This window comes from Flavobacterium sp. LC2016-12 (assembly GCF_015351595.1).
Lineage (GTDB): Bacteria > Bacteroidota > Bacteroidia > Flavobacteriales > Flavobacteriaceae > Flavobacterium.
On the sequence record NZ_JADKPT010000005.1, the window covers coordinates 261,003 to 287,064 of the forward strand.

The following is a 26,062-nucleotide window of genomic DNA, read 5'->3' on the forward strand; positions in this document are numbered from 1 at the left end:
AAAAAATGAGCAAAGTAGCCATCATAATGGGAAGTATCTCAGACATGCCAGTCATGCAGGATGCCATCGACATATTAAAACAATTTAATATTGAAGTTGAAGTAGATATCGTTTCGGCACACAGAACACCGGAAAAATTATTCGATTTTAGTAAAAATGCACACACTCGCGGTATTTCGGTAATTATTGCCGGAGCCGGTGGCGCTGCGCATTTACCAGGAATGGTAGCTTCTATGTCGCCGCTTCCTGTAATTGGAGTTCCAGTAAAATCAAGTAATTCAATCGATGGCTGGGATTCGGTTTTATCAATTTTACAAATGCCGGGCGGCGTTCCTGTTGCAACTGTTGCTTTGAATGGAGCAAAAAATGCCGGGATTTTAGCTGCACAGATTATTGGAAGTCATGATAAAAAAGTACTGGATACTATTATCGCTTATAAAGAAGAATTGAAAGCAGCGGTTAATAAAGCGGCTGAAGGTTTGAAAAAATAAGATTTATTCCACAGAGATACACAAAGATAAAACGCAGAGATTCACGAAGATTTTTTTAATTTTATTATTAAAGAAAAAACTTTGTGAATCTCTGTGCTTTTTTAGCGAGTCTCTGTGAAACAAAAAATTTATAAATTATACTTCATCTTCAACTTCCTCCAAAACAGATTCAAATTCAGACGCTGTTACATCATCCTTATTTATCCAATTCTCTGAAGTAACCAGATTATAATTTACACCATCTTCTGTTGTCAATTCCCAAACAATACTTTCTGCTTCAGGAAACGGAATATTTTGAGACATTTGATTTTCAAACAATCTTTTAATCAGATTTCTATCAGACAGACCGTTATTCAATAACTTCAATATATTTTCGGCTGTCAGTTTTTGTAGTTCGCCATTAATTGGTGTCATTGAGAAATGAACAACAGACGCTTTTGCATTTGGAAATTTCCCATTGTAAGCCTTAAAAAGCAATTGATTGACATGAAATAATCTGCCTTGCATGTGTATTTCCGGATATTCCTCACATACTTTATCTATCAGCATATTGTTTGATATCTGCTCAATTTGTCCTGCACTTAATTCATCTCCCAATTTATATTCTAAAACAATCTGTGCTGCTTCGTTCGGCTCGTAATCCGAAATGGCCATTTCTAATAATTCCGGCAAACTGCTTTTCTCTGCTGTAGCTCCATCGGGATAATTGAATTTTTGTAATAACACAACCAAATCTTCATCTGTCCAATATCCTTCAACTTCATTAACCGTGTCAATATTCTTTATTATAATTTGATAATTCATAGTATTTTATTTAATTATGATTAGTGTTATAATTCTAATCGTATTTTTTCAATTTACGCTTTTAATATCTGCTACAGCAATAAATAACATATCTATAACACAATTTAAGAGGATTTTATGCCTGCAATCAATTTCAAATAGCCTATTAGATTTTTATAAATTGTTATCTTTGAAATTCAAAAAAATTTGACTTCAATTAATAAAAAATAGTATATCATAATGAGTGTTTTACTTTCAAAATTCAATACCAAACATAATACAGCGCCTTTTTCGCAAATTAAAATCGAAGATTACGTTCCTGCTTTTCAGGAAGGAATTGCTTTAGCTAAAGCCGAAATTGATGCCATCGTAAACAATCCCGAACCACCAACATTTGAAAACACGGTTGTTGCCATGGATTTTTCCGGAGATATTTTAGATCGTCTCTCCAGCATTTTCTTTAATCTGAATTCGGCTGAAACGAATGACGAAATGCAAAAAATCGCTCAGGAAGTTTCGCCTTTATTATCTGAATTCGGAAATGACATTACTTTGAACGCTGCTTTATTTGCTAAAATAAAAGCGGTTTACGAACAAAAAGAAACATTAAATCTAAGTCCGGAACAAACAACTTTATTAGATAAAAAATATAAAAGTTTTTCCAGAAATGGGGCGAATTTACCGGAAGACAAAAAAGGTCAATTGCGTGAAATCGACAAAGAATTATCGAAGCTGAGTTTACAATTTGGCGAAAATGTTTTGGCTGAAACAAATGCTTTCGAATTGCATTTAACCGATGAAAAAGATTTAGCAGGTTTACCGGAAGGCACAATCGAAGCTGCCAGATTATTAGCAAAAGAAAGAGAAAAAGAAGGCTGGATTTTCACTTTAGATCATCCTAGTTATGTTCCGTTTTTGACTTATGCGGATAATCGTGAATTGCGTAAAAAAATGGCAATTGCTTTTGGTGCAAAAGCTTTTCAGAATAACGAATTCGACAATCAGGAAAATGTCCTGAAGATTGCTAAACTGCGTTTTGAAAGAGCCAATTTATTAGGTTATAAAACGCACGCTCACTTTGTTTTGGAAGAAAGAATGGCCGAAAGTCCGGAGAAAGTTTTCTCTTTCCTAAATGATCTATTGGCAAAAGCAAAACCTGCAGCTCAAAAAGAATTTGCAGAATTAACCGCTTTCGCTACAGCATTAGACGGAATCGAACAACTGGAAAAATGGGACGGCGCTTATTATTCTGAAAAATTAAAACAACAGCTTTTTAATTTAGACGATGAAAAACTAAAACCTTATTTTCAATTAGAAAAAGTTTTAGACGGAGCCTTTACGGTTGCCCAAAAATTATACGGATTAACCTTTACTGAAGTTTTTGACATCGACAAATATCATGAAGAAGTTACCACTTATGAAGTAACAGATGCTGATGGTAATTTAGTTTCAATTTTCTATGCCGATTTCTTCCCAAGAAAAGGAAAAAGAAACGGTGCCTGGATGACTTCATTCAAATCACAATCCATAAAAGACGGCGTAAACGAAAGACCACATATTTCGAACGTCTGCAACTTTACAAAACCAACAGAAACGAAACCTTCGTTGTTAACTTTTAATGAAGTGACGACATTATTCCACGAATTTGGACACGGCTTACACGGAATGTTAGCCAACACAACGTACCCGAGTTTATCCGGAACTTCTGTTTTTTGGGATTTCGTAGAATTGCCAAGTCAGATTATGGAAAACTGGTGTTACGAACCGGAAGCTTTGGCTTTGTTTGCCAATCACTACGAAACCGGAGAAATTATTCCGATTGAATATGTACAAAAAATCAAAGAAAGTGCGAGTTTTCAGGAAGGATTAGCGACTTTGCGTCAATTGAGTTTTGGACTTTTAGATATGGCTTGGCACGGACAAGATCCGACAAACATTACGGATTTAAAAGCTTTCGAAACCGAACAATTTGCGAATACACAATTGTATCCTGATGTAAAAGAAAATGCAATGAGTACGGCTTTTTCTCATATTTTTCAAGGCGGATATTCTTCCGGATATTACAGCTACAAATGGGCTGAAGTTCTGGATGCAGATGCTTTTGAATATTTTCAGGAAAAAGGAATTTTCAATAAAGAAGTTGCAACAAAATTCAAAGACAATGTCCTTTCAAAAGGAGGAACAGAACATCCAATGATTTTGTACAAACGTTTCAGAGGTCAGGAACCAAAACCGGAAGCTTTGTTGAAACGTGCGGGACTATTGTAAATTTCAAATTTTAGATATCAGATTTTAGATTATATCCGGAGTAGAAATACTTCGGATTTTTAATTTGATTTTGTCTGAAAATAAAATTAATTATCTTCGTCTTTTTAAACTTAATCTTACAAAAAATAAATTGAAAAAATATTTTAAAATCGCCCTTTACCTTGCAATTATTGGATTAATTGCTGTGGTTTCTGTAAATTACTACGTAAAGTCTTCGACCAAAAAGAACATTCATCATTCTCTTAAAAGATTTCCTAAAAACGATGTTGGAATTATTTTTGGAGCTGGAATCAGAGGAGACCAACCGAGTAAGTATTTAAAAGACAGACTTGATGCCGGTATTTTATTATGGAAGGCAAAACGAATCAATAAAATTTTACTTTCAGGAGATAATGGCCGTGAAGAATATGATGAATTAACTGTAATGAAAAAGTACTGTTACACTCATGGAGTTGATACCACTAAAATATTTATTGATTACGCCGGTTTCGATACCTATTCTACTATGTATCGTGCAAAACATATTTTCAATATCAAAAAAGCAACTTTAATTTCGCAGGAATATCATTTGAACCGAGCGATTTACATTGGACAAAAACTCGGAATTAAATCAGTTGGATATTCGGCTAATAAAGGAGAATATTCAGGATATAAATATGTTTGTTTTAGAGAATATGGTTCGATTTTTAAATCTTTCTGGGATGTTTTGAGAAATCGCGAACCCTATTTTTTAGGAAATCCTATTGATATAAATGGGTCTTCTAATTATTCTAAAGAGGATAAACGATAAAAAAAGTCCGAAGTAAAATTACTTCGGACTTTTTAGTTTAAAACTTCCAAATAATCTAATACAGATTCTTGAAAAGCTTCTTTAAGTTCACTTATCGAAGCTCCCTCAAAAGTGACTATATCATTAATTCCCTGAATTTTTCCAAAAAAGACTTTATCTTCTTCTGAAAATTCTACGCTTCCCTTGTATCCTTTAAATTCAAAATAATTTTCCATTTTTATATTTTAATGCATATGCAAATATAAGAAAATACATCTAAATAAATTCTTTTTAAACAAACTTTCATTTATTTTTGAAAGTTTAAAAACTTTTATATACATTTGTTTCATGGAATTCAAAGAAGCAAAAAATAAGTTCGTACAAACCTGGGGAGCATTAGGTTCTCAATGGGGAATTAATAAAACCATGGCGCAAATCCATGCTTTATTAATGGTCTCGAACGAGGCCGTTTCAATGGAAGACATTATGGACGAATTGCAAATTTCGCGTGGAAATGCCAGCATGAATCTAAGAGCTTTAATGGATTGGGGAATTGTCTATAAAGAATACAAAGCAGGCGAAAGAAGAGAGTTTTTTACTGCCGAAAAAGATTTAGACGAATTAGCGGTAAAAATCGCAAGAGAAAGAAGCAAAAGAGAAATCAAACCTGCTCTTAAAATCTTAAAAGAAGTTTCTACAATTGACGCCAGCAATTCGGCTGAAGAAAAACACTTTGTGGATCAGACTTCTAAATTGTATGACTTCGTTTTAAAAGCAGACAACATGTTAGATAAAATGACGGAATTCAATGAAAACTGGTTAGGGCGTTTGGTTCTAAAAATCATGAAATAAAAAAATTTAATTAAAACTTTCATTTTTTTCTGAAAGTTTAAAACAAACAATAACTATGAAAGCTATAAACTATCTCAACTACTTTTTTGTTACTGCACCCATCATACTATTTACAATAGGGCTGTTTACTAGTTCTGAACTAGCATGTTTTGGTCTTTTATTCACAATACTTACAGGTTTATTTCAATTAATTTTTGGAATAAAAATGCTAATCGATGAACCTGATGACAAAAATCTTCAGGCTTATGTAAACGGAGTTATTTTCTTTTTCCTGTTGTGGCCTGTTAATGCTTTTATAATGCATTTTGAATTTATTTACTTTCTGTTATTTATAATACCGATAATTCTGGCCATCTATTTTTCTATCATAACTTATAAAAAAGCGTATCAATGAACTTCTTAAAAGCAGAATGGAAAAACTTAGCACTTTTCAACTATGAAGTTGATGCTAAAATCTTAGAAAAATATCTTCCAAGTGGTACCGAAATAGATTTATGGAATAACAAATGTTACGTGAGTTTGGTAGGTTTTATGTTTAAAAATACCAAAGTATTAGGATTGAAAGTTCCGTTTCATGTTGATTTTGAAGAAGTCAATTTAAGATTTTATGTAAAACGTTTTGAAAATGGCGAATGGAAACGTGGTGTTGTTTTCATCAAAGAAATTGTTCCTAAAAAAGCAATCACTTTTATTGCAAATACTTTGTATCAGGAAAATTATGAAACTCAAAAAATGAGACATGAAATCATTGAAAACGAAAACAGTAAAACTTTTATTTATCAATGGAAAAAGAACGAAAACTGGAATACCATTCAATTAGAAACTGAAAAAATTCCAACAGAAATTAAAGTTGATTCTGAGGCTGAATTTATTACAGAACATTATTTCGGTTATACCAAAATTAATCCCGAAACTACTTTTGAATATGAAGTTCAACATCCAAGATGGGAACAATTTGAGGTTTTAAATTATAATGTTGCTATCGATTTCAGAAAAACGTATGGCAACGATTTCGAGTTTTTACAAAACACAAATCCAACTTCTGTTTTCCTTGCAAAAGGATCTGATATTAAAGTTAAAAACAAACGAAAACTCGAAACTGTCTTTGCTCTTGAAGAAGCTTACCATTAGAATTTTATTATTAATCTATAAAATCAGGAATTATGAAAACGCTCGAAAACCAAACTTTACTTTACGATGAAGATTGTCCGCTTTGCAGTTTGTACACCACTGGCTTTGTAAAAAGCGGTATGTTAGATGAAAATGGAAGAAAATCATATTGCCAATTATCTCAAGAAGAACAAAGTTTTGTCGATTTAAAACGGGCGCCAAACGAAATTGCTTTGGTTGATAATAAAACTAAAACCGTTACTTACGGAATTGACAGTTTAATAAAAGTCATCGGTTTTTCATTTCCATTAATTGAAAAAATCGCGACAATTAAGCCTATTCATTTCATTCTGACAAAAATGTATTCTTTTGTTTCTTACAATCGAAAAGTGATTATTCCTGGCGGAAATAGTAAAAAAGAAAACAAACTTCAATGTACTCCCGATTTTAATTATAAGTATCGATTTATTTTTATCGGATTTGCTTTAACGATAACCACTTGGGTCTTATTTGGCTTTTCTAATTTGATTCCGAGTTTACCGAAAACAAGTATTTTAAGAGAATTCATTTTAGCCTTTGGACAAATTGTTTTTCAAAGTTTATTTCTTTTGAAAATGGATAAAAAAACAATACTCAATTATGCCGGAAATTTAATGACGATTTCTTTAATGGGATCTTTGATTTTAGTTCCTATTTTAATTCTAAATCAATTTGTTAATCTTCCGCAGTTTTTAATTTTAGGCTGGTTTGGAATAACAGTTTTCATCATGTTTGCGGAACATTTTAGAAGAGTGAAAGTGCTACAATTTCCTTTTTATGTATGTTTTACCTGGGTTCTTTACAGAATTATTGCTTTAGTATTTATCTTAAATTTATAAAATGAAAAAACTCATCATAGCAGCGGGAACAGGATTTTTAGGACAGGTTTTAGTCCATCATTTTAAAAATAAATTTGAAGAAATTGTAATTATAACCCGAGGAAAATCTCAAACAATTGACGGAATAAAATATGTAAACTGGAATGCCAGAACTTTTTCTGGCTGGGAAAAAGAATTAGAGAACGCGACCGTTTTAATCAATCTTGCCGGAAAATCTGTGGATTGCCGTTATACCAAAGAAAACAAAAAAGAGATTCTATTGTCTCGAATTGAAAGCACCAAGATTTTAAACAAGGCCGTTTTAAAATGTCACAATCCGCCGAAACATTGGCTGAATTCATCAACTTCAACTATTTATCGTTTTTCTTTGGACAAACAAATGGATGAAATTGACGGAGAAATCGGAAATGATTTTTCTATCAACGTCGCGCTTTCATGGGAAAAAGCATTCTTTAAAACCGAAACACCCAATACTTTAAAAACCGCTTTGCGAACTTCAATTGTTTTAGGAAAAAACGGAGGTGCTTTTATTCCGTTAAAGACTTTAGCAAAAATTGGTTTTGGCGGAAAACAGGGAAAAGGAAATCAATTTATAAGCTGGATCCACGAACAAGATTTTGCAAATGCAATTGATTTTATTATTGAAAAAGAAATGACCGGAATTGTGAATGTTGTTTCTCCCGAACCCGTTCGTAATGCTAATTTTATGCAGAAACTCCGAAAAGCAGTTGGCTTTCCTTTCGGAATTCCGATAAGTAAATTTTTTCTAAAAATTGGATCTTTCTTTATTCGTACAGAAACTGAATTAGTTTTAAAAAGTAGAAATGTGATACCTAAACGACTTTTAGAAAATGGGTTTCAATTTAAGTATGGAAATATTGATTACGCTTTTAAAAATTTATTACGCTAAACAACTTTGTCAAAGTTTAAAACTTTGACAAAGTTCAATCCTCATGATATTGTCATTTCGACGAAGGAGAAATCTTCGCGAGAAGCTCGACAAAGATTGGCTTATTGAAACGGAGTTACTTGCGAAGATTTCTCCTTCGTCGAAATGACAAGATTGTGCAAAACAAGATACAAATTAATGACAACAATAAACCTCACAACAAAAATAAAAGCACCAAAACAAACCGTTTTTGATGCTTCAAGAAATATTGACATTCATCAACAATCTGCGAGTAAATCAAATGAAAAAGCAATTGCAGGAGTAACATCCGGATTAATCAATTTAAATGAAACGGTAACATGGCGTGGAAAACATTTCGGATTTTATCTCACACATAAAAGCCGAATTACAAAAATGAATTTTTACGATTATTTTGTAGATGAAATGGAACTTGGAAAATTTAAATCTTTCAAACACGAACATTTTTTTGAAGAAAAAAATGGCTTCACAATCATGAAAGATAAATTGCAATACGAAGCGCCATTTGGAATTTTCGGAGAATTATTTGACATTCTATTTCTGGAAAAACATCTAACTAATTTTCTTTTGGAAAGGAATAAAATCTTAAAAGAAGTTTCTGAAAAATCTCCATTATAGACCTTCAATCTTAATTATCATCATCTAAACTGATAATCTCATCTTCGATACCACCTTTTTTGAAGAAAAAATCATGGATCAAAAAAACAGTAAAAGTGTTAACCAAAAGATGCGCCATGTAAGTATAAAAATTCATTGGCACAAAAAAACTGTATATCCAGGTAACCAAAATTGACATAAGTACCATCATGAAATTTTGATAGTATCTTATAAGTGATTTATTTACAAAATAAAACACAAGAAGTAACAACCCAAATAACCGGTTAAGCAAACCAACAAAAAGAATAGAAAGGCCACATATCAAAACCGACATTCCAAGATAAGAGCCGACAATAAATGGCCAGATAAAAGCCAGGAAAAACATCCATCCGAAGAAAAATAAAATAAATTGCAGTTGTGTAAACTTCATTCCAAAAAAAGAAACATCTTTTTGCATATAGTGCTATTTGTTTTCAAATATAGAATTAAAAAACTTAAAGAAATTCAATCATCAGCCACCAAAAAATCGGAACACTTTCTACCCAGAAAGAAGTATAATATTTAGAGCGGTTTGGGTTTGCAAACAGAATAAACAGCATCAACATGACAACCATTATCAGATTGATGATAAGATCATGAAAATCAAATGACAATATTCCCACAACCCAAAAAGGTACCAAAAGCGAAAAGCCCAAAATCTTAGTTTTCTTCACGCCAATAGTTTGGGGAACCGTCTGTAAATGCGGATCATCATTAGCCAGATCCAAAATTTCAAAAACCAGGATCAGCACAAAAACCAAGACAAATCGCTGAATACATTTGATAAAAAAGTTCGCCGTAAAAGGAATTTCGGCATTTATCAAAGGCAAAACCAGCGTTGCTCCTACCCAGCAAAGTGCTACTATATAAATTTTTACGCCTGCCCAGTTTCTGGCATTTTTTCGATTTGGGAAAAACGGCAAGGTATAAAGAGCCGTTATTAAAAATATTCCAACAGAAACAATTTGTGCAATTCGCTTTAAATGGAAAAAATAATAGCCCACTAAAACGAGTGAAATGAAACTTAAAATGGCGATAATTTTTAACTGAATTCCTATAGGTTTTTTCTTAACACGGACCAATGCATCGTATTTAACAAAATTATATCCTACAATTGTTCCAAAAAAAGCAAACAAGGCCATCGCTTCATCATACTGAATATGAAACACATGAAATGTAACTCTGACTAAAGCATAACACGATAAAGCCACATGAATGCTGCTATTGATGTAAAAATCTAATATCTGTTTTAAAAATTTCATATCTCAAATCTAATCAATTGGTAACAAATCAACTCTTTGGTTATAAATTTCATAAAAATTGAAGTTAAAAATACCCATTAAATTATTAATAATACTTAATTTTGCGCGACAAAAAAACAACACATTTACTATAAAGTGTAATAAACCATTGTAAATCTTGCTTAATTGGGAATTTACTTTGCTAATTACATTCACTTTAAAAAACTAGATAGCTACAAATGAGAACAGATGCTTTTGCTTTAAGACACATTGGCCCAAGAGAAACAGATCTTCCACACATGTTAAAAACTATTGGAGTGGAATCGATTGAACAACTTGTTTATGAAACCCTTCCGGACGATATTCGTTTAAAAGCGCCTTTGAATTTAGATCCGGCAATGACGGAGTACGAATTCGCAAATCATATTCAGGAATTAGGAAAGAAAAATAAAGTATTTAAATCATATATTGGTCTGGGTTATCACCCAACTATCGTTCCGGCTCCAATTCAAAGAAACATCTTCGAAAATCCAGGATGGTATACAGCTTATACACCTTATCAGGCAGAAATTGCTCAAGGTCGTCTTGAAGCTATTTTAAATTTCCAAACTACTGTTATTGAACTTTCAGGAATGGAAATCGCAAATGCATCTTTACTTGACGAAGGTACAGCTGCTGCTGAAGCAATGGCTTTATTATTTGACGTTCGTACACGTGACCAAAAGAAAAACAATACAAACAAATTCTTCGTTTCTGAAGAAATTTTACCACAAACTTTATCAATATTACAAACACGTTCAACTCCAGTTGGAATTGAATTAGTTGTTGGTAATCACGAAACCTTTGATTTTTCAAATGAGTTCTTCGGAGCCATTGTACAATATCCAGGAAAATATGGTCAGGTAAACGATTATACTGCTTTTGTTGCTAAAGCAAAAGAAAATGAAATCAAAGTTGCCTTTGCTGCTGATATTTTATCATTAGCTACTTTAACTTCTCCGGGAGAAATGGGTGCAGCTGTAGTGGTTGGAACTACTCAGCGTTTTGGTGTACCGATGGGTTATGGTGGTCCTCACGCTGCTTTTTTTGCAACTAAGGAAGAATACAAAAGATCTATGCCAGGTCGTATTATCGGAGTTTCTATTGATGTAAACGGAAATCGTGCTTTACGTATGGCTTTAGGAACTCGTGAACAGCACATTAAACGTGAAAAAGCAACTTCAAACATTTGTACAGCTCAGGTTTTACTTGCGGTTATGGCCGGAATGTATGCAGTTTACCACGGACCAAAAGGATTGCAATATATTGCTGGTAAAGTTCATGCATCAGCGGTTACTACTGCTGAAGCTTTAAATAAATTGGGTGTTTACCAAACCAACACAGCTTACTTTGATACTATTTTAGTAAAAGCAGATGCTCAAAAAGTAAAAGCTGTAGCGGAGAAAAATGAAGTAAACTTCTTCTATGTTGATGCCGACACTATTTCTATCTCATTCAACGAAACAACTTCAATTGCTGATATCAATCAAATTATAGCAATTTTTGCTGAAGCTTTAGGAAAAGAAACTTTTACCGTTTCTGAATTAACTGCTGCAAGTCAATTACCTGCTTCATTAGAAAGAACATCTTCTTTCTTAACGCATGATGTATTCAACAATCATCATTCAGAAAGTCAGTTAATGCGTTACATCAAAAAATTAGAACGTAAAGATTTATCATTGAACCATTCAATGATTTCATTAGGTTCTTGTACGATGAAATTAAACGCAGCTTCAGAAATGTTGCCTTTATCAATGCCAAACTGGAACAGCATTCACCCTTTTGCACCAGTAGAACAAGCTGAGGGTTATATCACGATGCTTAAAAAGTTAGAGGAGCAATTAAATGTAATTACTGGTTTTGCCGGAACAACATTACAGCCAAATTCAGGAGCTCAGGGAGAATATGCTGGTTTAATGGCTATTCGTGCTTACCATTTATCAAGAGGCGATAGTCACCGTAATGTATGTTTAATTCCTTCATCAGCTCACGGAACCAATCCTGCTTCTGCAGCTATGGCCGGAATGAAAATCATCGTTACTAAAACTACTCCTGAAGGAAACATTGATGTAGAAGATTTAAGAGAAAAAGCTATCGAACATAAAGATGATTTATCTTGTTTAATGGTAACGTACCCTTCTACTCACGGAGTTTTCGAATCTTCAATTATTGAAATCACGAAATTAATCCACGACAACGGCGGATTAGTATATATGGACGGTGCTAATATGAATGCTCAGGTAGGTTTAACCAACCCAGCTACAATTGGTGCTGACGTTTGTCACTTAAACTTACACAAAACATTCGCTATTCCTCACGGTGGTGGTGGGCCTGGAGTTGGACCAATTTGTGTGAACGAAAAACTGGTTCCATTTTTACCAACAAACCCAATCTTAAAAGTTGGTGGTGAGCAAGCGATTACTGCTATTTCATCTGCACCTTACGGATCTGCTTTAGTTTGTTTAATCTCTTACGGTTACATCACAATGATGGGTGCTGAAGGATTAAAAAGTGCTACCGAGCATGCTATTTTGAATGCTAACTATATGAAAGCGCGTTTCGAAGGACACTACCCTATTCTTTATACAGGAGAATGTGGAAGAGCTGCTCACGAAATGATTTTAGATTGTCGTTCATTCAAAGAAAACGGAATCGAAGTTGGTGATATCGCAAAACGTTTAATGGATTACGGTTTCCATGCTCCAACAGTTTCTTTCCCGGTAGCAGGAACTTTAATGATTGAACCTACAGAATCTGAAGATTTAGCAGAATTAGATCGTTTTTGTGATGCACTTATTTCAATCAGAAAAGAAATTGAAGCAGCAACAGCCGATGATAAAAACAACGTATTGAAAAATGCACCTCATACATTGGCAATGTTAACTACTGATAACTGGACTTTCCCTTACACTAGAGAAAAAGCAGCTTACCCATTAGAGTACATTGCTGAAAATAAATTCTGGCCATCAGTTCGTCGTGTAGATGACGCATATGGTGACAGAAATTTAGTTTGTAGCTGTGCACCTATCGAAGCTTACATGGAAAACTAAGAAATAAGTTTTTTTATATTATATCAAAAACCCGACAGGTCTTAAGACTTGTCGGGTTTTGTTTTTTGGTTTATTTTGTTTCAGGTCTCAAGTTTCAGGTTCGAGCGTAACGTGAAACTTGAAACCTGAAACCTGAAACAAAAGAAACTTTTATAATCTGGGCGTGCCAGTATTTAAAAAAAGGCCTAATCAACTTTGCGCTTATAAGGCCTTTTTTTAAATACTGTCGGGCTATCCACGCTACTTCGGTAGCTTCCTCCTATCCCTCACGCGAGTAAACGTTCTAACATGCCCGATAAGTTTTAAAAATCTTTCGGGTTCCATTTTCAGCAAAGTAATGTCATTTCGACGAAGGAGAAATCCTCGCAAGTAGCTCCATCCCTAAGAGTCAATCTTTGTCGAGTTTCTAATGAAGATTTCTCCTTCGTCGAAATGACAAGATCACGAATTATATGTTATGCCAAAACTTGAAACCTGAAACCTGAAATAAAAAAAAACTTTCCTCAAAATTCCATTTCAAACGTTTGAAATCTTGGTAAAACTTAAATTTCATTAAAAAATAAACAATATATCCCGTAAATAATTATTATTTGATAATTATATGCATGCATAGTATTTTTTATGATAGTTATCATAATTTTTTATATAATTTAGCAATAAATTTATTGGATAATTAAGGAATAATGAAAATAAAAATAATAGGTATCGGAAGTTACATTCCGAATAAAGAAGTAAGCAATACTGACTTTGACAAGCATGTTTTTTTAAATGAAGATGGAACTCCTTTTGGCTACCCAAATGAAGTTGTAATTAAAAAATTCAAAGGCATCACCGGAATCGAAAACCGCCGCTATGCCGAGACTCAACATAACGCATCCGATTTAGCTTTTTTCGCTGCTGAAAAAGCAATTGAAAACGCAGGAATCGATCGCGAAACTTTAGATTATATCATTTTCGCCCACAATTTTGGGGATGTAAAATCTGGAACACATCAAACTGATATTTTACCGAGTCTAGCTACTCGTGTTAAAAATAAATTAGCTATTAAGAACCCTAAATGTGTTGCTTACGATATTCTTTTTGGATGTCCGGGCTGGATTGAAGGTGTTTTGCAAGCCAACGCATTCATCAAATCCGGAATGGCAAATCGCGTTCTGGTAATTGGTGCCGAAACTTTATCAAGAGTGGTTGACGATCACGATCGTGACTCAATGATTTATTCTGACGGTGCCGGTGCTTCCATTTTAGAAGGAACTGAAGGCGAATCAGGATTATTATCTTACGAAAGCGCTACTTTCGCAAATGATGAAGCTAATTTCCTTTACTTCGGAAAATCATACAATCCAGATTTAGATCCGGATATCAAATACATTAAAATGTACGGTCGTAAAATTTACGAATTTGCATTAAGCCAGGTTCCTTGTGCCATGAAGAGCTGTTTAGACAAAAGCGGTATCGGAATCGACGAAGTGAAGAAAATTCTAATTCACCAGGCTAACGAAAAAATGGACGAAGCGATTATCGAACGTTTCTACAAATTATACGACAAAACTGCGCCGAAAGACATTATGCCAATGAGCATTCATGATTTAGGAAACAGCAGTGTAGCGACAGTTCCAACTTTATATGACTTAATCCTAAAAGGAAAAATCGAAGGTCATGAAATCAACAAAGGCGATGTCATCATTTTTGCTTCTGTTGGAGCGGGAATGAATGTTAATGCTTTTGTATACCGTCATTAATACATAATTATAAGTCCCATTGGGACGTTATATTTATAGAATACACATTAAGCTTTCAAAAAGCCCCCATCGGGGCGACATCTCTTAGTTTGCTAAAAAAATATCGCTCCGATGGAGCTATAAAATTGGCGCTCAAATTGGCTATAAATATTACGCTCTTCTAGAGCTATAATTAAATCATATAAAAATCATACAAGTCCGTATTTAAAACACATTTTAAATGCGGACTTTTCATTTTTCATTCAAATTAAAAAACTCAAAAAAAGAAGTAATCTTTGTATATTTGCGACCTAATATAAAATCATGAACGACAGCTTGCTTCGTTCCTCGCAAAGACTATGTACGAAAAAACGTTTCCAAATAAAAGATTCAAACTTACTTTAGAATTTTTACAAAAGCATATCAAAACCTCTGAAACAATCCTTGATTTAGGAGTTGAAAATCCGTTTTCGAAAATCATGAAAGAAGCTGGTTATTCAGTAAAGAATACCACTGGCGAAGATTTAGATTTGGATCAAAACGTTTTAAAAACAGATAGTCAGGATGTTGTAACGGCTTTTGAAATCTTCGAACATTTATTAAATCCATTTACAATTTTAAACGAAATTAAATCAGACAAACTTTTAATTTCAATTCCAATGCGTTTATGGTTTTCTCCGGCATATCGTTCTAAAACGGATATGTGGGACAGACATTATCATGAATTTGAAGATTGGCAATTAGACTGGCTTTTAGAAAAAACAGGCTGGAAAATCATCGACAGACAAAAATGGACAAACCCGGTTAAAAAGTTTGGTCTACGTCCGTTTTTAAGAAGCTTTACCAACAGATATTATATTGTTTACGCTGAAAAAGTTTAGATTTCAGATTGTAGATTTTAGAGTAACGATTTCTGATTTCTGATTTTTAGATATAGTAAAACCAATCTAAGATCTAAAATCTAAAATCTAAAATTTTTATATGAAGTACTATATCGTCATTCCCGCACACAACGAACAGGATTTAATTGGCCTGACTTTACAATCTCTGGTTTCACAAACAGTTTTACCTTCAAAAATTGTCGTAGTAAACGACAATTCTACAGATAAAACAGAAGAAGTTGTTTTGGGTTTCGCTAAAGACAATCCTTATATTTCTGTGGTAAACAAAACTTCAGATGCTATTCACATGCCGGGAAGCAAAGTAATCCAGGCTTTTCAAAAAGGTTTTGAAACTTTAGATTCTGAATACGATATTATTGTAAAAATTGACGGCGATTTAATTTTCCCGGCCAACTATTTCGAAACAATCATAAAACACTTTGAATCCGATCCAAAAATCGGAATGGTGGGTGGATTTTGTTACATCGAGAAAAATGGCGATTGGGTTTTAGAAAACCTAACAGACAAAGACCATATTCGCGGTGCTTTGAAAGCGTATAGAAAAGCAACGTTCCAACAAATTGGGGGTTTAAAACCTGCTATGGGTTGGGATACAGTAGATGAATTGCTTTGTAAATATTATGACTGGAAAGTCGTTACAGATGAATCTTTACACGTAAAACACCTTAAACCAACAGGTGCCAATTATAATAAAACAGCACGTTACAAACAAGGAGAAGCTTTTTACACTTTAGGATACGGCTTCTGGATTACGGCAATTGCTTCGGCAAAACTGGCCATGATGAAGAAAAAACCGTTTCTGTTTCTGGATTACATCAAAGGATTCTGGAAAGCTAAAAACGCAAAAACTCCGTTATTAGTTACATCGGAACAAGCCAAATTTATCCGAAATTATCGTTTCAAAAAAATGAAAGAAAAGTTAATTTGATTCGGAAAACAGGCGAAAATCCAAAAGTCATAACCCAAAACTCGTAACTTCTTTTTACCTTAGCCAATATTTCAAAAACTATGATGCTAATTCGTTATTTATCTCAAATAGGAAGATATTTTTTAATGTTGAAAGAAATTTTCAATAAACAGACAAAATGGTCTGTTATGAAAAAATTGATTTTCAAAGAAATCGATGACTTAATAATCGACTCTCTTGGCATCGTTTGCTTTATCTCCTTTTTTATCGGAGGAGTTGTAGCCATTCAAACAGCATTAAACTTAACGAACCCATTAATTCCAAAATATTTAATTGGTTTTGCTACACGTCAATCTGTAATTCTGGAGTTTGCTCCTACTTTTATTTCGGTAATTATGGCCGGAAAAATGGGATCTTACATCACTTCAAGTATCGGAACAATGCGTGTTACAGAACAAATTGATGCTTTAGAAGTTATGGGAGTTAATTCATTAAACTATCTCGTTTTCCCAAAAATAGTAGCCTTATTAATGTATCCTTTCGTAATCGGAATTAGTATGTTTCTGGGAATTTTTGGGGGATGGCTTGCTTGTGCCTATGGTGGATTTTCAACTAGTCAGGACTTTATTCAGGGTGCTCAAATGGAATTTATTCCTTTTCATATTACATATGCTTTTATTAAAACGCTAATTTTCGCAATGTTATTAGCTACAATTCCATCTTTCCACGGATATTACATGAAAGGTGGTGCGCTTGAAGTTGGTAAAGCTAGTACAGTATCATTTGTCTGGACATCTGTTTGTATTATTCTTTTCAATTATATATTAACTCAATTATTATTAGGATAATGATCGAAGTAAAAAACATAGAAAAATCATTCGGCGACAGTAAAGTTTTAAAAGGCGTTTCGACTGTTTTTGAAACTGGAAAAACCAACCTGATAATTGGACAAAGTGGATCCGGAAAAACTGTTTTATTAAAAACTTTGTTAGGAATTCACTCGCCTGATTCAGGTACAATTGAATTTGACGGACGTGTTTATTCTGATTTAAATCCTGACGAAAAAAGAGAACTAAGAACGGAGATTGGAATGGTTTTTCAGGGAAGTGCCTTATTTGATTCAATGACCGTTGCTGAAAATGTTGCTTTTCCTTTAAAAATGTTCACGAATGATAACAAGGCAAAAATTCAAGAACGTGTTGACTTTGTTTTAGAAAGAGTAAACTTAGTTGATGCACATAAGAAACTGCCTTCTGAAATCTCGGGAGGAATGCAAAAACGTGTGGCGATTGCGAGAGCAATTGTAAATAATCCGAAGTATTTATTTTGTGATGAACCGAACTCTGGTTTAGATCCAAACACTTCTACTTTGATTGATAATCTAATTAAAGAAATTACAGAAGAATATAATATTACAACCGTAATCAACACACACGATATGAACTCAGTTATGGAAATTGGCGAGAATATCGTATTTCTAAAAAAAGGAGTAAAAGCCTGGCAAGGAACTAAAGAAGAAATCTTTAGAACCGATAATAAAGATATCGTTAAGTTTGTCTACTCTTCAAACCTGTTTAAAAAAGTAAGAGAAGCATACTTAAAAGGTTAAAACCTTTTAAAATTTCAATAAAAAAATTCCAAATTCCAAACTGCAAAGGTTGGTATTTGGAATTTCTTTTTATAATTGGAATTTCAAAAGATTGAATTCCCTTTTTATTAGAATTTCTCATTAATATTGATCAATTCAACTTCAGCGTTTGGATTAAAAAGATACGTTTTACCGGAGCTGATTTCAATACATTCAAAACGTTTTGTTCGTACCGCCAGCTTCTTAAATATTTTACCGTTCTTTATTCTGAAAACACTCCCATAAGGAATCTCAAAAACGTAGTTTTTATCGTTTTCCTTGTCGTATTGCTTTAAAGCTAAAGACAAAGTAGTGTCAGTGTCACTGCTGGCTGTTGGGTTCTTAAAATGCCTTGCTAACAATGGTAATAAATGTCCCGGGAATATTTCAGGCCGGATAAAAGGAACCATCATTCTCTGAAAAGTAAATTTCCATTCATTTCCGTGTGGTTTGATGTTTCTTCCAAACTTTTCAAAAGCCACTAAATGTGAAATCTCATGGATCAGGGTAATCAAAAAACGATATTTATTTAAACTTGCATTTACCGTGATTTCATGTTTACCACTAAGTCCGCGTCTGTAATCGCCATGACGCGTCTGGCGCTCATTCACAATTTTCAGATGAACCTGATTGGCAACAATCAATTCAAAAACAGGCTTTACAGCATGTTCGGGGATGTATCTTGCTAAAGTTTCGTTCAAATCGATTACGTATTAATATATCAAAAAACAAATCTAAGAAATCATTTATTCATAGCTGTTTAATCAGGGTAAACATTTTACAAATCCATGCAAAAATGAACCCTATTACAAGGTTAGGTATTTAAGATAACTATTGTTTACATCATTTTTAATCGCACCATCTGTACCATAAAAAATATTCAGTTTTGTTTGCTTGTCTTTTATTTCTTTTTCAACTTCTTGTACTTTACGTTCCTGATAATCTAAAGAACGTGCTTTTTGAAGAAATTCTAAACTACTTTTATAATTATTTAGAACGCCGAAACTTGAAGCAATATTTATATAACACGCCCAAAGAGCAGCCTTTTGCCCTTTATCGTTTGCGTCTAACTGTTTAGAATATCCTTCCATTTTTAGAATGAAATCGGTAAAAACTCGTTTTTTATTTATAAAGTTTTTATAGTCTCTTAAATTTACGTCACCATGAAAAGCTTCTGAATTATCTTTAATTGTCAAATTATTCTTTTCAACAAATTCAGTATTTGATGCTAAAAGGGCTTCATCTACCGTAGGCTGAGGCTTAGATTTAGACCAATTTTCCATAGCATCAACATCCTGGTTTAACTTTAGAAATACCGGATTTTTATCTTCTTTAGAAATTCTTGAAAAAAGATACGTGTCCTGATAATACGCAACTCCTACCCATGAAACAACCCTGCTTTTCATATAGCGCTGAATATCGGTTACAAGTTCATTGTAAATCAGATTTTTATCAGCATTTTCTGTTAAATAATTTACGGCTTCCGATCTTGTTTTGAAATTAAAAATAGTTCCTTGAGACGCACTGGTAGCACTCATTCTCTGTTTAACAAAGAACGATTTTTCTAAAACCACATTATCAGTCACGCTATTTTTAAATTTAAAAAAGACATTATATTGATAATACATTTCATATCCAAAAGGTTTTTCTGCCGATTTCGTTTCTTGTATTTCCGCAGCATAAGCAATATGATCAATAAGAACATCAAGAATAAGGTGATCTTCAGCTTTAGCAGAAGACTGATTTCTATATCCTAAATCAGCAATTGAAGGAATGACTTCACCCTTATAATTAACTTCTGTTTCTGTGCCCGAAAGTGGGCGAACTAAATATTCTTCTTTGAAAAATTCATTATAGGAGAGTGGTCCCCTGCCTCCTTTTTTTTCACCATCAATCAAAATAGCAATTGGCCTGTTCGAAAGATTCATTTTTACCGTGTAAGTTCTATAACCTTTAGGAATATAAGAGTCTGGAAAAACAAAATTATAAAAACTCAGATGTTCTGATTTATAGGACTGAGCAGAAACTTTTTGATTAGAAAAAACAGTACATAATACAATTGCAAGAATTAGAATTCTTTTTTTCATTAGTTTGTTTGTAAGGTTTGGGGGTTAAATAAAGGAATTTATGGATTTGTTGAAGAAACTTCTAACACTTTTCCATTAAAGTATTTATTTCCATTTAAGGTAAAATCATAAATATAAGTTGCCATTCCTTCAGCAGAAATTGGAGCTTGGTAACCCGGAAAAGCTTCGTTTAGCATTTCTGTCTGAACTGAACCTAAAGCCAAAACATTGAAGGAGATCCCTTTTTCTTTGTATTCTTCAGCTAACAATTCAGTTAACGTAATAACAGCACCTTTACTAGAACTGTAAGCAGCCAAGCCAGCGAATTTTAAACTTCCGCGCACACCACCAATTGAACTAATAGTTACTACATGACTTCCTTTTTGAAGATAAGGCAAACAAATTCTGGTAAGATTGGCTACAGCAAAAACATTCACTTTATAGATACTTTCAAAATCAGCCTGAGTGGTTTCTGCAAAAGGCTTCAATAATAAAGCTCCTGCATTATGCACAACGGCATCTACTTTTTTCCAGGTTGATGAAAGAAAACTTTCTACTTCATGCAAAGCGCTTTCATCCGATAAATCTACTGAAAGACAAGTAACATTTTGGTGCGCTAAAAGCATCTGAGGTATTTTTCTCGAAATAGCCAAAACCTGATGTCCGGCATTCGCAAACTGCAAAGCCAATTCATATCCAATTCCTCTGCTTGTTCCGGTAACGATAATATTTTTCATATGGAGATACTATTTCTTTTTTATGGAATATGGAATCGCCATTCTTAGTCCCGTTTTTTATTTGGAATCATGGCGATTTCAGGAAGCAAAAATAAGCAAATCCAATAAAAAGAAAGGTTATTATTTCATCGTAATTTCTTCCGTTGGTGTCGATGCAATTTGTGTAACAGCCGGTAATAATTCTTGTATGAAAGAAGTCATATGCGGAATATCCATCACTTTAAATTCATCTGAAACATGATGGTAAAAATCAAAATTCTCGAAGTCAAAAGTACTTATCGACTGACAAGGTTTTTTAAACGCTTCGTAAAATGAATAATTGTCAGATCTGTAAAACAGTTGATATTCGGCTTCTTTTGGTAAAAACCCAATTGTTTTTTTTCCGGTATATTGATTTATTTTCTCTGCCATATTTGACTTATCAAAACCTGTTACGTAAGCCAGAAAATCCCTTTTCATTGGCACACCAACCATTTCAATATTCACTTGGGTATATAAATTAAAATTAAGCTTTTGAAGTTTTGGAACTAAACTTTTAGAACCTAATAATCCTTTTTCTTCTCCGGCAAAAAACACAAAAAGAATACTTCGTTTGTTTGATTTTGTCTCTGCAAAATATTTAGCCATTTCTGCTACAACGGTTACACCAGAAGCATCATCGTTGGCTCCATTGTTGATCACATCAGCTTGTTGTTTTTTCTCGATTCCAATATGATCGTAGTGCGCACTTAAAACTACAAACTCTTTTTTTAATTCCGGATCCGTACCTTCCAAAACTCCAACAATGTTGTATGAAGGAGATTGAAAATTGGTCAATGTATCACGATATGTTTTAAAATAAGGTTTTATATTATTCTTCTTAAAATAATCTTCCAAGAATACTGCGGCCTTTTCAATTCCTTTTGTTCCCGTTTCACGACCTTCTAATTCATCTGAAGAAAGGTATTTCAAGAAATCTGAAACATCAGTTTCTTTTACTTTATAGGAAATTTCTAAAGGTTTTGAATCTGATTGGGTTGCCTTTTCGGTTGTTGCCGAAGGAGTCGATTTACAACTTAATAATGCTAACGAAAAAAGAAGAAAGTAAAACTTTTTCATGATTTATTTTTTTAGAAGGCTAAGTAATTGGTTTAAAAGTATAAACTTCTGAAGAGGAAAAAAAATATTTCATAAAAAAACCCTTTCGAGCCAAAAGCTGAAAGGGCAATTTTTATATAAATGATCTTAAAATTATCCTGCGATAACGGATCTTGAAATTACGATTTTTTGAATTTCAGAAGTTCCTTCATAAATCTGAGTAATTTTAGCATCACGCATAAAACGTTCAACGTGATATTCCTTTACGTAACCGTTTCCACCATGAATCTGAACCGCTTCAACAGCCGTATCCATTGCTACCTGCGAAGCAAATAATTTCGCCATCGCTCCACTTACATCATAGTTTTTATGTTGGTCTTTATCCCAAGCCGCTTTCATACATAAATGACGTGCTGCTTCGATATTCACCGCCATATCTGCTAATTTAAAAGCAATTGCCTGGTGATTGCAGATTTCTGTTCCGAAAGCTTTTCTTTCTTTAGAATATTTCAAAGCCAATTCATAAGCTCCTGAAGCAATTCCTAAAGCCTGAGACGCAATTCCAATACGACCTCCGGCCAATGTTTTCATTGCAAATTTGAATCCGAAACCATCTTCTCCAATTCTATTTTCTTTTGGAACTTTTACATCACTGAACATTAGAGAGTGTGTATCAGAACCACGGATTCCCATTTTTTGTTCTTTTGGTCCAACTGAAAATCCTGGCATATCTTTCGTCATGATCAAAGCATTGATTCCTTTATGCTTTTTCTCCGGATGCGTTTGCACAATTACCAAATAAACAGAAGCTGTGTTTCCGTTCGTGATCCAGTTTTTTGTTCCGTTTACTAAATAATGGTCGCCCATATCAATACCAGTCGTTTTTTGAGAAGTTGCATCACTACCTGCTTCTGGCTCGCTTAAGCAAAAAGCACCGTGAATTTCTCCAGATGCTAAACCTGGTAAATATTTTTGTTTTTGTTCTTCAGTTCCAAATTCTTGTAACCCCCAACAAACTAAAGAGTTATTTACAGACATTACAACAGAAGCCGATGCATCAACTTTAGAAATTTCTTCCATTGCGATTACATATGAAATAGCATCAAGTCCGCTTCCTCCGTATTTAGGATCAACCATCATTCCCATAAATCCTAATTGTCCCATTTTTTTTACTTGCTCGGTCGGAAAAATTTGTTTTTCGTCACGCTCAATAACACCTGGCAACAATTCGTTTTGGGCAAAATCTCTGGCGGCTTGTTGAATCATTAAATGCTCTTCGGTAAGATTGAAATCCATAGTCTAAATTTATTTTATTGTTTTTTGAAACCAAAATTCATCATTTTGGTCAGGTCAGTGGTTAGTTTTGTTTTTACTTGCCAATTTTTGTTGAAAATGGCTTTCAAAGATAATTTTTAAAAGTCAATTTAACAATGCATGCATATAAAATTAATAGATCAGCAACAATTACGATAACGTTTTCGTAATACTATTGCATTTTAAGCCTACAAGCATAAAGTCCGCAATGTTTTCTCTAAAATTTAAGAATAAAAATTCACATAAAAAGTACTTTACTAAAAAGTTTTAGTGAAAAAATAGTCCAAAAAAGGCTAAACATTTCTTAAAACAGGTAATTGTACGTAAAATTACTCTTACTAAATTGATTATTAATCTTATACGATATAAAAAATAAAAATTTCAAATAAAAAAACATATCGTTTAACAACTCAATATTAAGAAATTAACATTATTTTTGCCTAAAAATTATTATATTGACAGCTTATGAAAAAGATTTTACTTGCACTTACATTCCTTTTAAGTTTACAATTTTCGACCGTTTCGGCCCAAACTCAGTTAGAAGTTAATGGCGTAACAGTTCCAAGAAAAATTGAAGTACAAAATAAAACAATGCAACTTAACGGTGCTGGCGGAAGATCAAAAATGTGGTTGGAAGTTTACGTTCAGGCCTTATATTTATCGCAGTTAAGCCAAGATCCAAAATTCATTATTGACAGTGATACTGAAATGGCAATCAGAATTGAAATTACTTCGTCTATGGTTTCTTCAAACAAATTGACTAAAGCTATGAATGCCGGTTTCGAAAAATCTGCAGGAAGCAATCTGGAAGAATTAAGACCAAGAATTGAGCAGTTCAAAACACTTTTGAGCGATCCAATTACAGAAAAAGACGTTTTTGTATTATGGTACAACCCATTTGACCAAACGATAAATGTTATTAAAAATGAAGTTGTAAAAGGAAAAGTTCCTGGATTTGATTTCAAAAAAGCATTATTCGGAATCTGGTTATCAGATAAGCCAGTTGATGAAACATTAAAAAAACATTTATTAGGAATATAATCTCCTAACATTCATAAAATTTTAAAGCCGAAAGCATTATGTTTTCGGCTTTCTTTTTTTCTTTAAATAAAATTGCATCTAAATACATTATTCGCATTATTCTATTTTATACTTTTACGCAAAATAAACATATCACAACAAAATGAAAGATTTATTACAGCAATTTGAAAATAAAGAACCTGAAATTGTTTTTAACTGGAAAGATTCTGAAACAGAAGCAGAAGGTTGGACAGTAATTAATTCACTTCGTGGAGGAGCCGCAGGAGGTGGAACTAGAATGAGAAAAGGCTTGGATATGAACGAAGTTCTTTCTTTGGCTAAAACAATGGAAGTTAAGTTTTCAGTTTCTGGACCTGCAATTGGAGGCGCTAAATCCGGAATTAATTTTGATCCAAACGATCCTCGTAAAAAAGGTGTTTTGCAACGTTGGTACAAAGCGGTTTCGCCTTTGTTAAAAAGTTATTACGGAACTGGTGGTGATTTGAATATTGATGAAATTCACGAAGTTATTCCGATGACGGAAGAATGTGGTGTTTGGCATCCGCAGGAAGGTGTTTTTAACGGACACTTCAAACCAACTGAAGCTGATAAAATCAACAGAATTGGTCAATTGCGTCAAGGTGTAATTAAGGTTATTGAAAACCCTAAATTCTCACCAGATGTAACGAGAAAATATACTGTTGCCGACATGATTACAGGTTATGGCGTTGCCGAAGCTGTTCGTCATTTCTACAATACATACGGCGGAGATATTAAAGGTAAAAAAGCAATCGTTCAGGGATTTGGAAATGTTGGATCTGCAGCAGCTTTTTATTTAGCTGAAATGGGAGCCAAAGTTATCGGAATTATTGACCGTGACGGAGGATTAATCAACGAGGAAGGTTTTTCGTTTGAAGAAATAAGAACGTTGTTTTTAAATAAAGATGGAAACAAATTAGTTGCCGACAATATGATTCCGTTTGAGGAAATCAATTCTAAAATATGGACAATAGGTGCTGAAATTTTCACCCCTTGTGCTGCTTCAAGATTGGTTCAACAAACTCAAATTGACAGCTTAATTGCAAACGGATTAGAAGTTATTTCTTGTGGTGCGAATGTTCCTTTTGCAGATAAAGAAATTTTCTTCGGATCTATTATGGAAGAAGTGGATCATAAAGTTAGTTTGATTCCGGATTTTATTTCAAACTGCGGAATGGCGAGAGTTTTTGCTTATTTCATGGAGAAAAAAGTGCAAATGACAGATGAGGCGATCTTTAATGATACTTCAGAAATTATAAAAAATGCGATTGTAAAAGCTCATGCTTTGAATCCATCAAAAACAAATATTAGTGCAACGGCTTTTGAGATTGCATTGAAACAATTAGTATAATTTATTTTATACTTCATTTTTAAGCGAGCTAAATTATTTAGCTCGCTTTTTTTTGCTTAACCGCAAGGTAAGCTAAGGTTTACGCAAAGTTCGCTATGCTTTTTGTTTTTAATCTTGCAAAGTCGCGAAGTCGCAAAGTTTATTTTAAGTTTTCTTTGCGACTTCGCGACTTTGCGAGAAATAAATTAGCGTTCCTTGCGTAGGCCTTAGCAAACCTAGCGGTTAAATTCTCTCTTTGATTCTAAACAATTTTTAG

The 26,062-nt window shown here is 33.4% G+C and carries 26 protein-coding genes; 17 read left to right on the forward strand and 9 right to left on the reverse strand.

Annotated elements, in window-relative coordinates:
* The first annotated feature begins 5 nt into the window (after positions 1–5).
* The gene (gene purE, locus IRZ99_RS10940) at positions 6–491 is read left to right on the forward strand and encodes a 5-(carboxyamino)imidazole ribonucleotide mutase (protein WP_039117314.1); all 486 of its coding nucleotides are present in this window, start codon (positions 6–8) and stop codon (positions 489–491) included.
* A 135-nt stretch (positions 492–626) separates the two neighbouring features.
* Here purE and IRZ99_RS10945 read toward each other — a convergent pair whose 3' ends face one another.
* Complete coding sequence (locus IRZ99_RS10945; protein ID WP_194657295.1) at positions 627–1,295, reverse strand: hypothetical protein; 669 nt, start codon at positions 1,293–1,295, stop codon at positions 627–629.
* A gap of 219 nt (positions 1,296–1,514) precedes the next feature.
* On the opposite strand from IRZ99_RS10945, the gene IRZ99_RS10950 reads away from it, so the two are divergent.
* Together IRZ99_RS10950 and IRZ99_RS10955 are read left to right on the forward strand one after the other, a co-directional pair.
* On the forward strand, positions 1,515–3,542 hold the full coding sequence (locus IRZ99_RS10950) for a M3 family metallopeptidase (RefSeq protein ID WP_194657296.1): 2,028 nt from the start codon (positions 1,515–1,517) through the stop codon (positions 3,540–3,542).
* Between the two features lie 130 nt (positions 3,543–3,672).
* Positions 3,673–4,332 carry a vancomycin high temperature exclusion protein gene (locus tag IRZ99_RS10955; protein ID WP_194657297.1) on the forward strand — a complete coding sequence of 220 codons (660 nt, stop codon included), beginning with the start codon at positions 3,673–3,675 and terminating at the stop codon, positions 4,330–4,332.
* A gap of 32 nt (positions 4,333–4,364) precedes the next feature.
* Here the strand turns inward: IRZ99_RS10955 and IRZ99_RS10960 are convergent, their stop codons facing one another.
* The gene (locus IRZ99_RS10960; RefSeq protein ID WP_194657298.1) at positions 4,365–4,547 is read right to left on the reverse strand and encodes a hypothetical protein; all 183 of its coding nucleotides are present in this window, start codon (positions 4,545–4,547) and stop codon (positions 4,365–4,367) included.
* 112 nt (positions 4,548–4,659) lie between these two features.
* Here IRZ99_RS10960 and IRZ99_RS10965 point away from each other — a divergent pair, with 112 nt between their 5' ends.
* The 6 genes from IRZ99_RS10965 to IRZ99_RS10990 all read left to right on the forward strand — a co-directional run bounded on the left by IRZ99_RS10965 (position 4,660) and on the right by IRZ99_RS10990 (position 8,697).
* Positions 4,660–5,163 carry a GbsR/MarR family transcriptional regulator gene (locus IRZ99_RS10965; protein WP_072974859.1) on the forward strand — a complete coding sequence of 168 codons (504 nt, stop codon included), beginning with the start codon at positions 4,660–4,662 and terminating at the stop codon, positions 5,161–5,163.
* Positions 5,164–5,218: 55 nt separating this feature from the next.
* Positions 5,219–5,557, forward strand: a complete 339-nt coding sequence (locus IRZ99_RS10970; RefSeq protein WP_194657299.1) for a hypothetical protein — start codon at positions 5,219–5,221, stop codon at positions 5,555–5,557.
* Positions 5,554–6,294, forward strand: coding sequence for a YqjF family protein (locus tag IRZ99_RS10975; RefSeq protein ID WP_194657300.1), 741 nt, complete (start codon positions 5,554–5,556; stop codon positions 6,292–6,294). Before IRZ99_RS10970 ends, IRZ99_RS10975 begins: the two co-directional genes overlap by 4 nt.
* 32 nt (positions 6,295–6,326) lie before the next feature.
* Positions 6,327–7,151 carry a hypothetical protein gene (locus IRZ99_RS10980; RefSeq protein WP_194657301.1) on the forward strand — a complete coding sequence of 275 codons (825 nt, stop codon included), beginning with the start codon at positions 6,327–6,329 and terminating at the stop codon, positions 7,149–7,151.
* A 1-nt stretch (position 7,152) separates the two neighbouring features.
* On the forward strand, positions 7,153–8,061 hold the full coding sequence (locus tag IRZ99_RS10985) for a TIGR01777 family oxidoreductase (RefSeq protein WP_194657302.1): 909 nt from the start codon (positions 7,153–7,155) through the stop codon (positions 8,059–8,061).
* Positions 8,062–8,238: 177 nt separating this feature from the next.
* On the forward strand, positions 8,239–8,697 hold the full coding sequence (locus tag IRZ99_RS10990) for an SRPBCC family protein (protein ID WP_194657303.1): 459 nt from the start codon (positions 8,239–8,241) through the stop codon (positions 8,695–8,697).
* 10 nt (positions 8,698–8,707) lie between these two features.
* Here IRZ99_RS10990 and IRZ99_RS10995 read toward each other — a convergent pair whose 3' ends face one another.
* Positions 8,708–9,133, reverse strand: coding sequence for a hypothetical protein (locus tag IRZ99_RS10995; RefSeq protein WP_194657304.1), 426 nt, complete (start codon positions 9,131–9,133; stop codon positions 8,708–8,710).
* Between the two features lie 37 nt (positions 9,134–9,170).
* Complete coding sequence (locus IRZ99_RS11000; RefSeq protein ID WP_194657305.1) at positions 9,171–9,977, reverse strand: hypothetical protein; 807 nt, start codon at positions 9,975–9,977, stop codon at positions 9,171–9,173.
* 218 nt (positions 9,978–10,195) lie between these two features.
* On the opposite strand from IRZ99_RS11000, the gene gcvP reads away from it, so the two are divergent.
* The 6 genes from gcvP to IRZ99_RS11030 all read left to right on the forward strand — a co-directional run bounded on the left by gcvP (position 10,196) and on the right by IRZ99_RS11030 (position 18,184).
* Positions 10,196–13,045 (forward strand): aminomethyl-transferring glycine dehydrogenase, encoded by a 2,850-nt coding sequence (gene gcvP, locus IRZ99_RS11005; RefSeq protein ID WP_194657306.1) that lies wholly within the window; start codon positions 10,196–10,198, stop codon positions 13,043–13,045.
* A 683-nt stretch (positions 13,046–13,728) separates the two neighbouring features.
* Positions 13,729–14,787, forward strand: a complete 1,059-nt coding sequence (locus IRZ99_RS11010; protein ID WP_194657307.1) for a 3-oxoacyl-ACP synthase III family protein — start codon at positions 13,729–13,731, stop codon at positions 14,785–14,787.
* 338 nt (positions 14,788–15,125) lie between these two features.
* Entirely contained in the window at positions 15,126–15,647 is a 522-nt protein-coding gene (locus IRZ99_RS11015; RefSeq protein WP_056189107.1) for a methyltransferase, read from the forward strand.
* Positions 15,648–15,747: 100 nt separating this feature from the next.
* Positions 15,748–16,596 carry a glycosyltransferase family 2 protein gene (locus tag IRZ99_RS11020; RefSeq protein WP_194657308.1) on the forward strand — a complete coding sequence of 283 codons (849 nt, stop codon included), beginning with the start codon at positions 15,748–15,750 and terminating at the stop codon, positions 16,594–16,596.
* Between the two features lie 80 nt (positions 16,597–16,676).
* Positions 16,677–17,423 (forward strand): ABC transporter permease, encoded by a 747-nt coding sequence (locus tag IRZ99_RS11025; protein WP_072974880.1) that lies wholly within the window; start codon positions 16,677–16,679, stop codon positions 17,421–17,423.
* Entirely contained in the window at positions 17,423–18,184 is a 762-nt protein-coding gene (locus tag IRZ99_RS11030; protein WP_194657309.1) for an ABC transporter ATP-binding protein, read from the forward strand. Before IRZ99_RS11025 ends, IRZ99_RS11030 begins: the two co-directional genes overlap by 1 nt.
* Positions 18,185–18,291: 107 nt before the next feature.
* Here the strand turns inward: IRZ99_RS11030 and IRZ99_RS11035 are convergent, their stop codons facing one another.
* From IRZ99_RS11035 to IRZ99_RS11055, 5 genes are all read right to left on the reverse strand, one after another.
* On the reverse strand, positions 18,292–18,903 hold the full coding sequence (locus IRZ99_RS11035; protein ID WP_194657310.1) for a SprT-like domain-containing protein: 612 nt from the start codon (positions 18,901–18,903) through the stop codon (positions 18,292–18,294).
* A 105-nt stretch (positions 18,904–19,008) separates the two neighbouring features.
* Positions 19,009–20,289, reverse strand: coding sequence for a hypothetical protein (locus IRZ99_RS11040; RefSeq protein ID WP_194657311.1), 1,281 nt, complete (start codon positions 20,287–20,289; stop codon positions 19,009–19,011).
* A gap of 38 nt (positions 20,290–20,327) precedes the next feature.
* Positions 20,328–21,005 carry an SDR family oxidoreductase gene (locus IRZ99_RS11045; RefSeq protein ID WP_194657312.1) on the reverse strand — a complete coding sequence of 226 codons (678 nt, stop codon included), beginning with the start codon at positions 21,003–21,005 and terminating at the stop codon, positions 20,328–20,330.
* A 120-nt stretch (positions 21,006–21,125) separates the two neighbouring features.
* Positions 21,126–22,103, reverse strand: coding sequence for a M28 family peptidase (locus IRZ99_RS11050; RefSeq protein WP_194657313.1), 978 nt, complete (start codon positions 22,101–22,103; stop codon positions 21,126–21,128).
* A gap of 132 nt (positions 22,104–22,235) precedes the next feature.
* Positions 22,236–23,378, reverse strand: coding sequence for an acyl-CoA dehydrogenase (locus tag IRZ99_RS11055; protein ID WP_194657314.1), 1,143 nt, complete (start codon positions 23,376–23,378; stop codon positions 22,236–22,238).
* Positions 23,379–23,861: 483 nt separating this feature from the next.
* Here IRZ99_RS11055 and IRZ99_RS11060 point away from each other — a divergent pair, with 483 nt between their 5' ends.
* Together IRZ99_RS11060 and IRZ99_RS11065 are read left to right on the forward strand one after the other, a co-directional pair.
* Positions 23,862–24,437, forward strand: coding sequence for a chalcone isomerase family protein (locus IRZ99_RS11060; RefSeq protein ID WP_194657315.1), 576 nt, complete (start codon positions 23,862–23,864; stop codon positions 24,435–24,437).
* Between the two features lie 142 nt (positions 24,438–24,579).
* Positions 24,580–25,806, forward strand: a complete 1,227-nt coding sequence (locus IRZ99_RS11065) for a Glu/Leu/Phe/Val dehydrogenase dimerization domain-containing protein (RefSeq protein ID WP_194657316.1) — start codon at positions 24,580–24,582, stop codon at positions 25,804–25,806.
* Positions 25,807–26,062 lie beyond the last annotated feature (256 nt).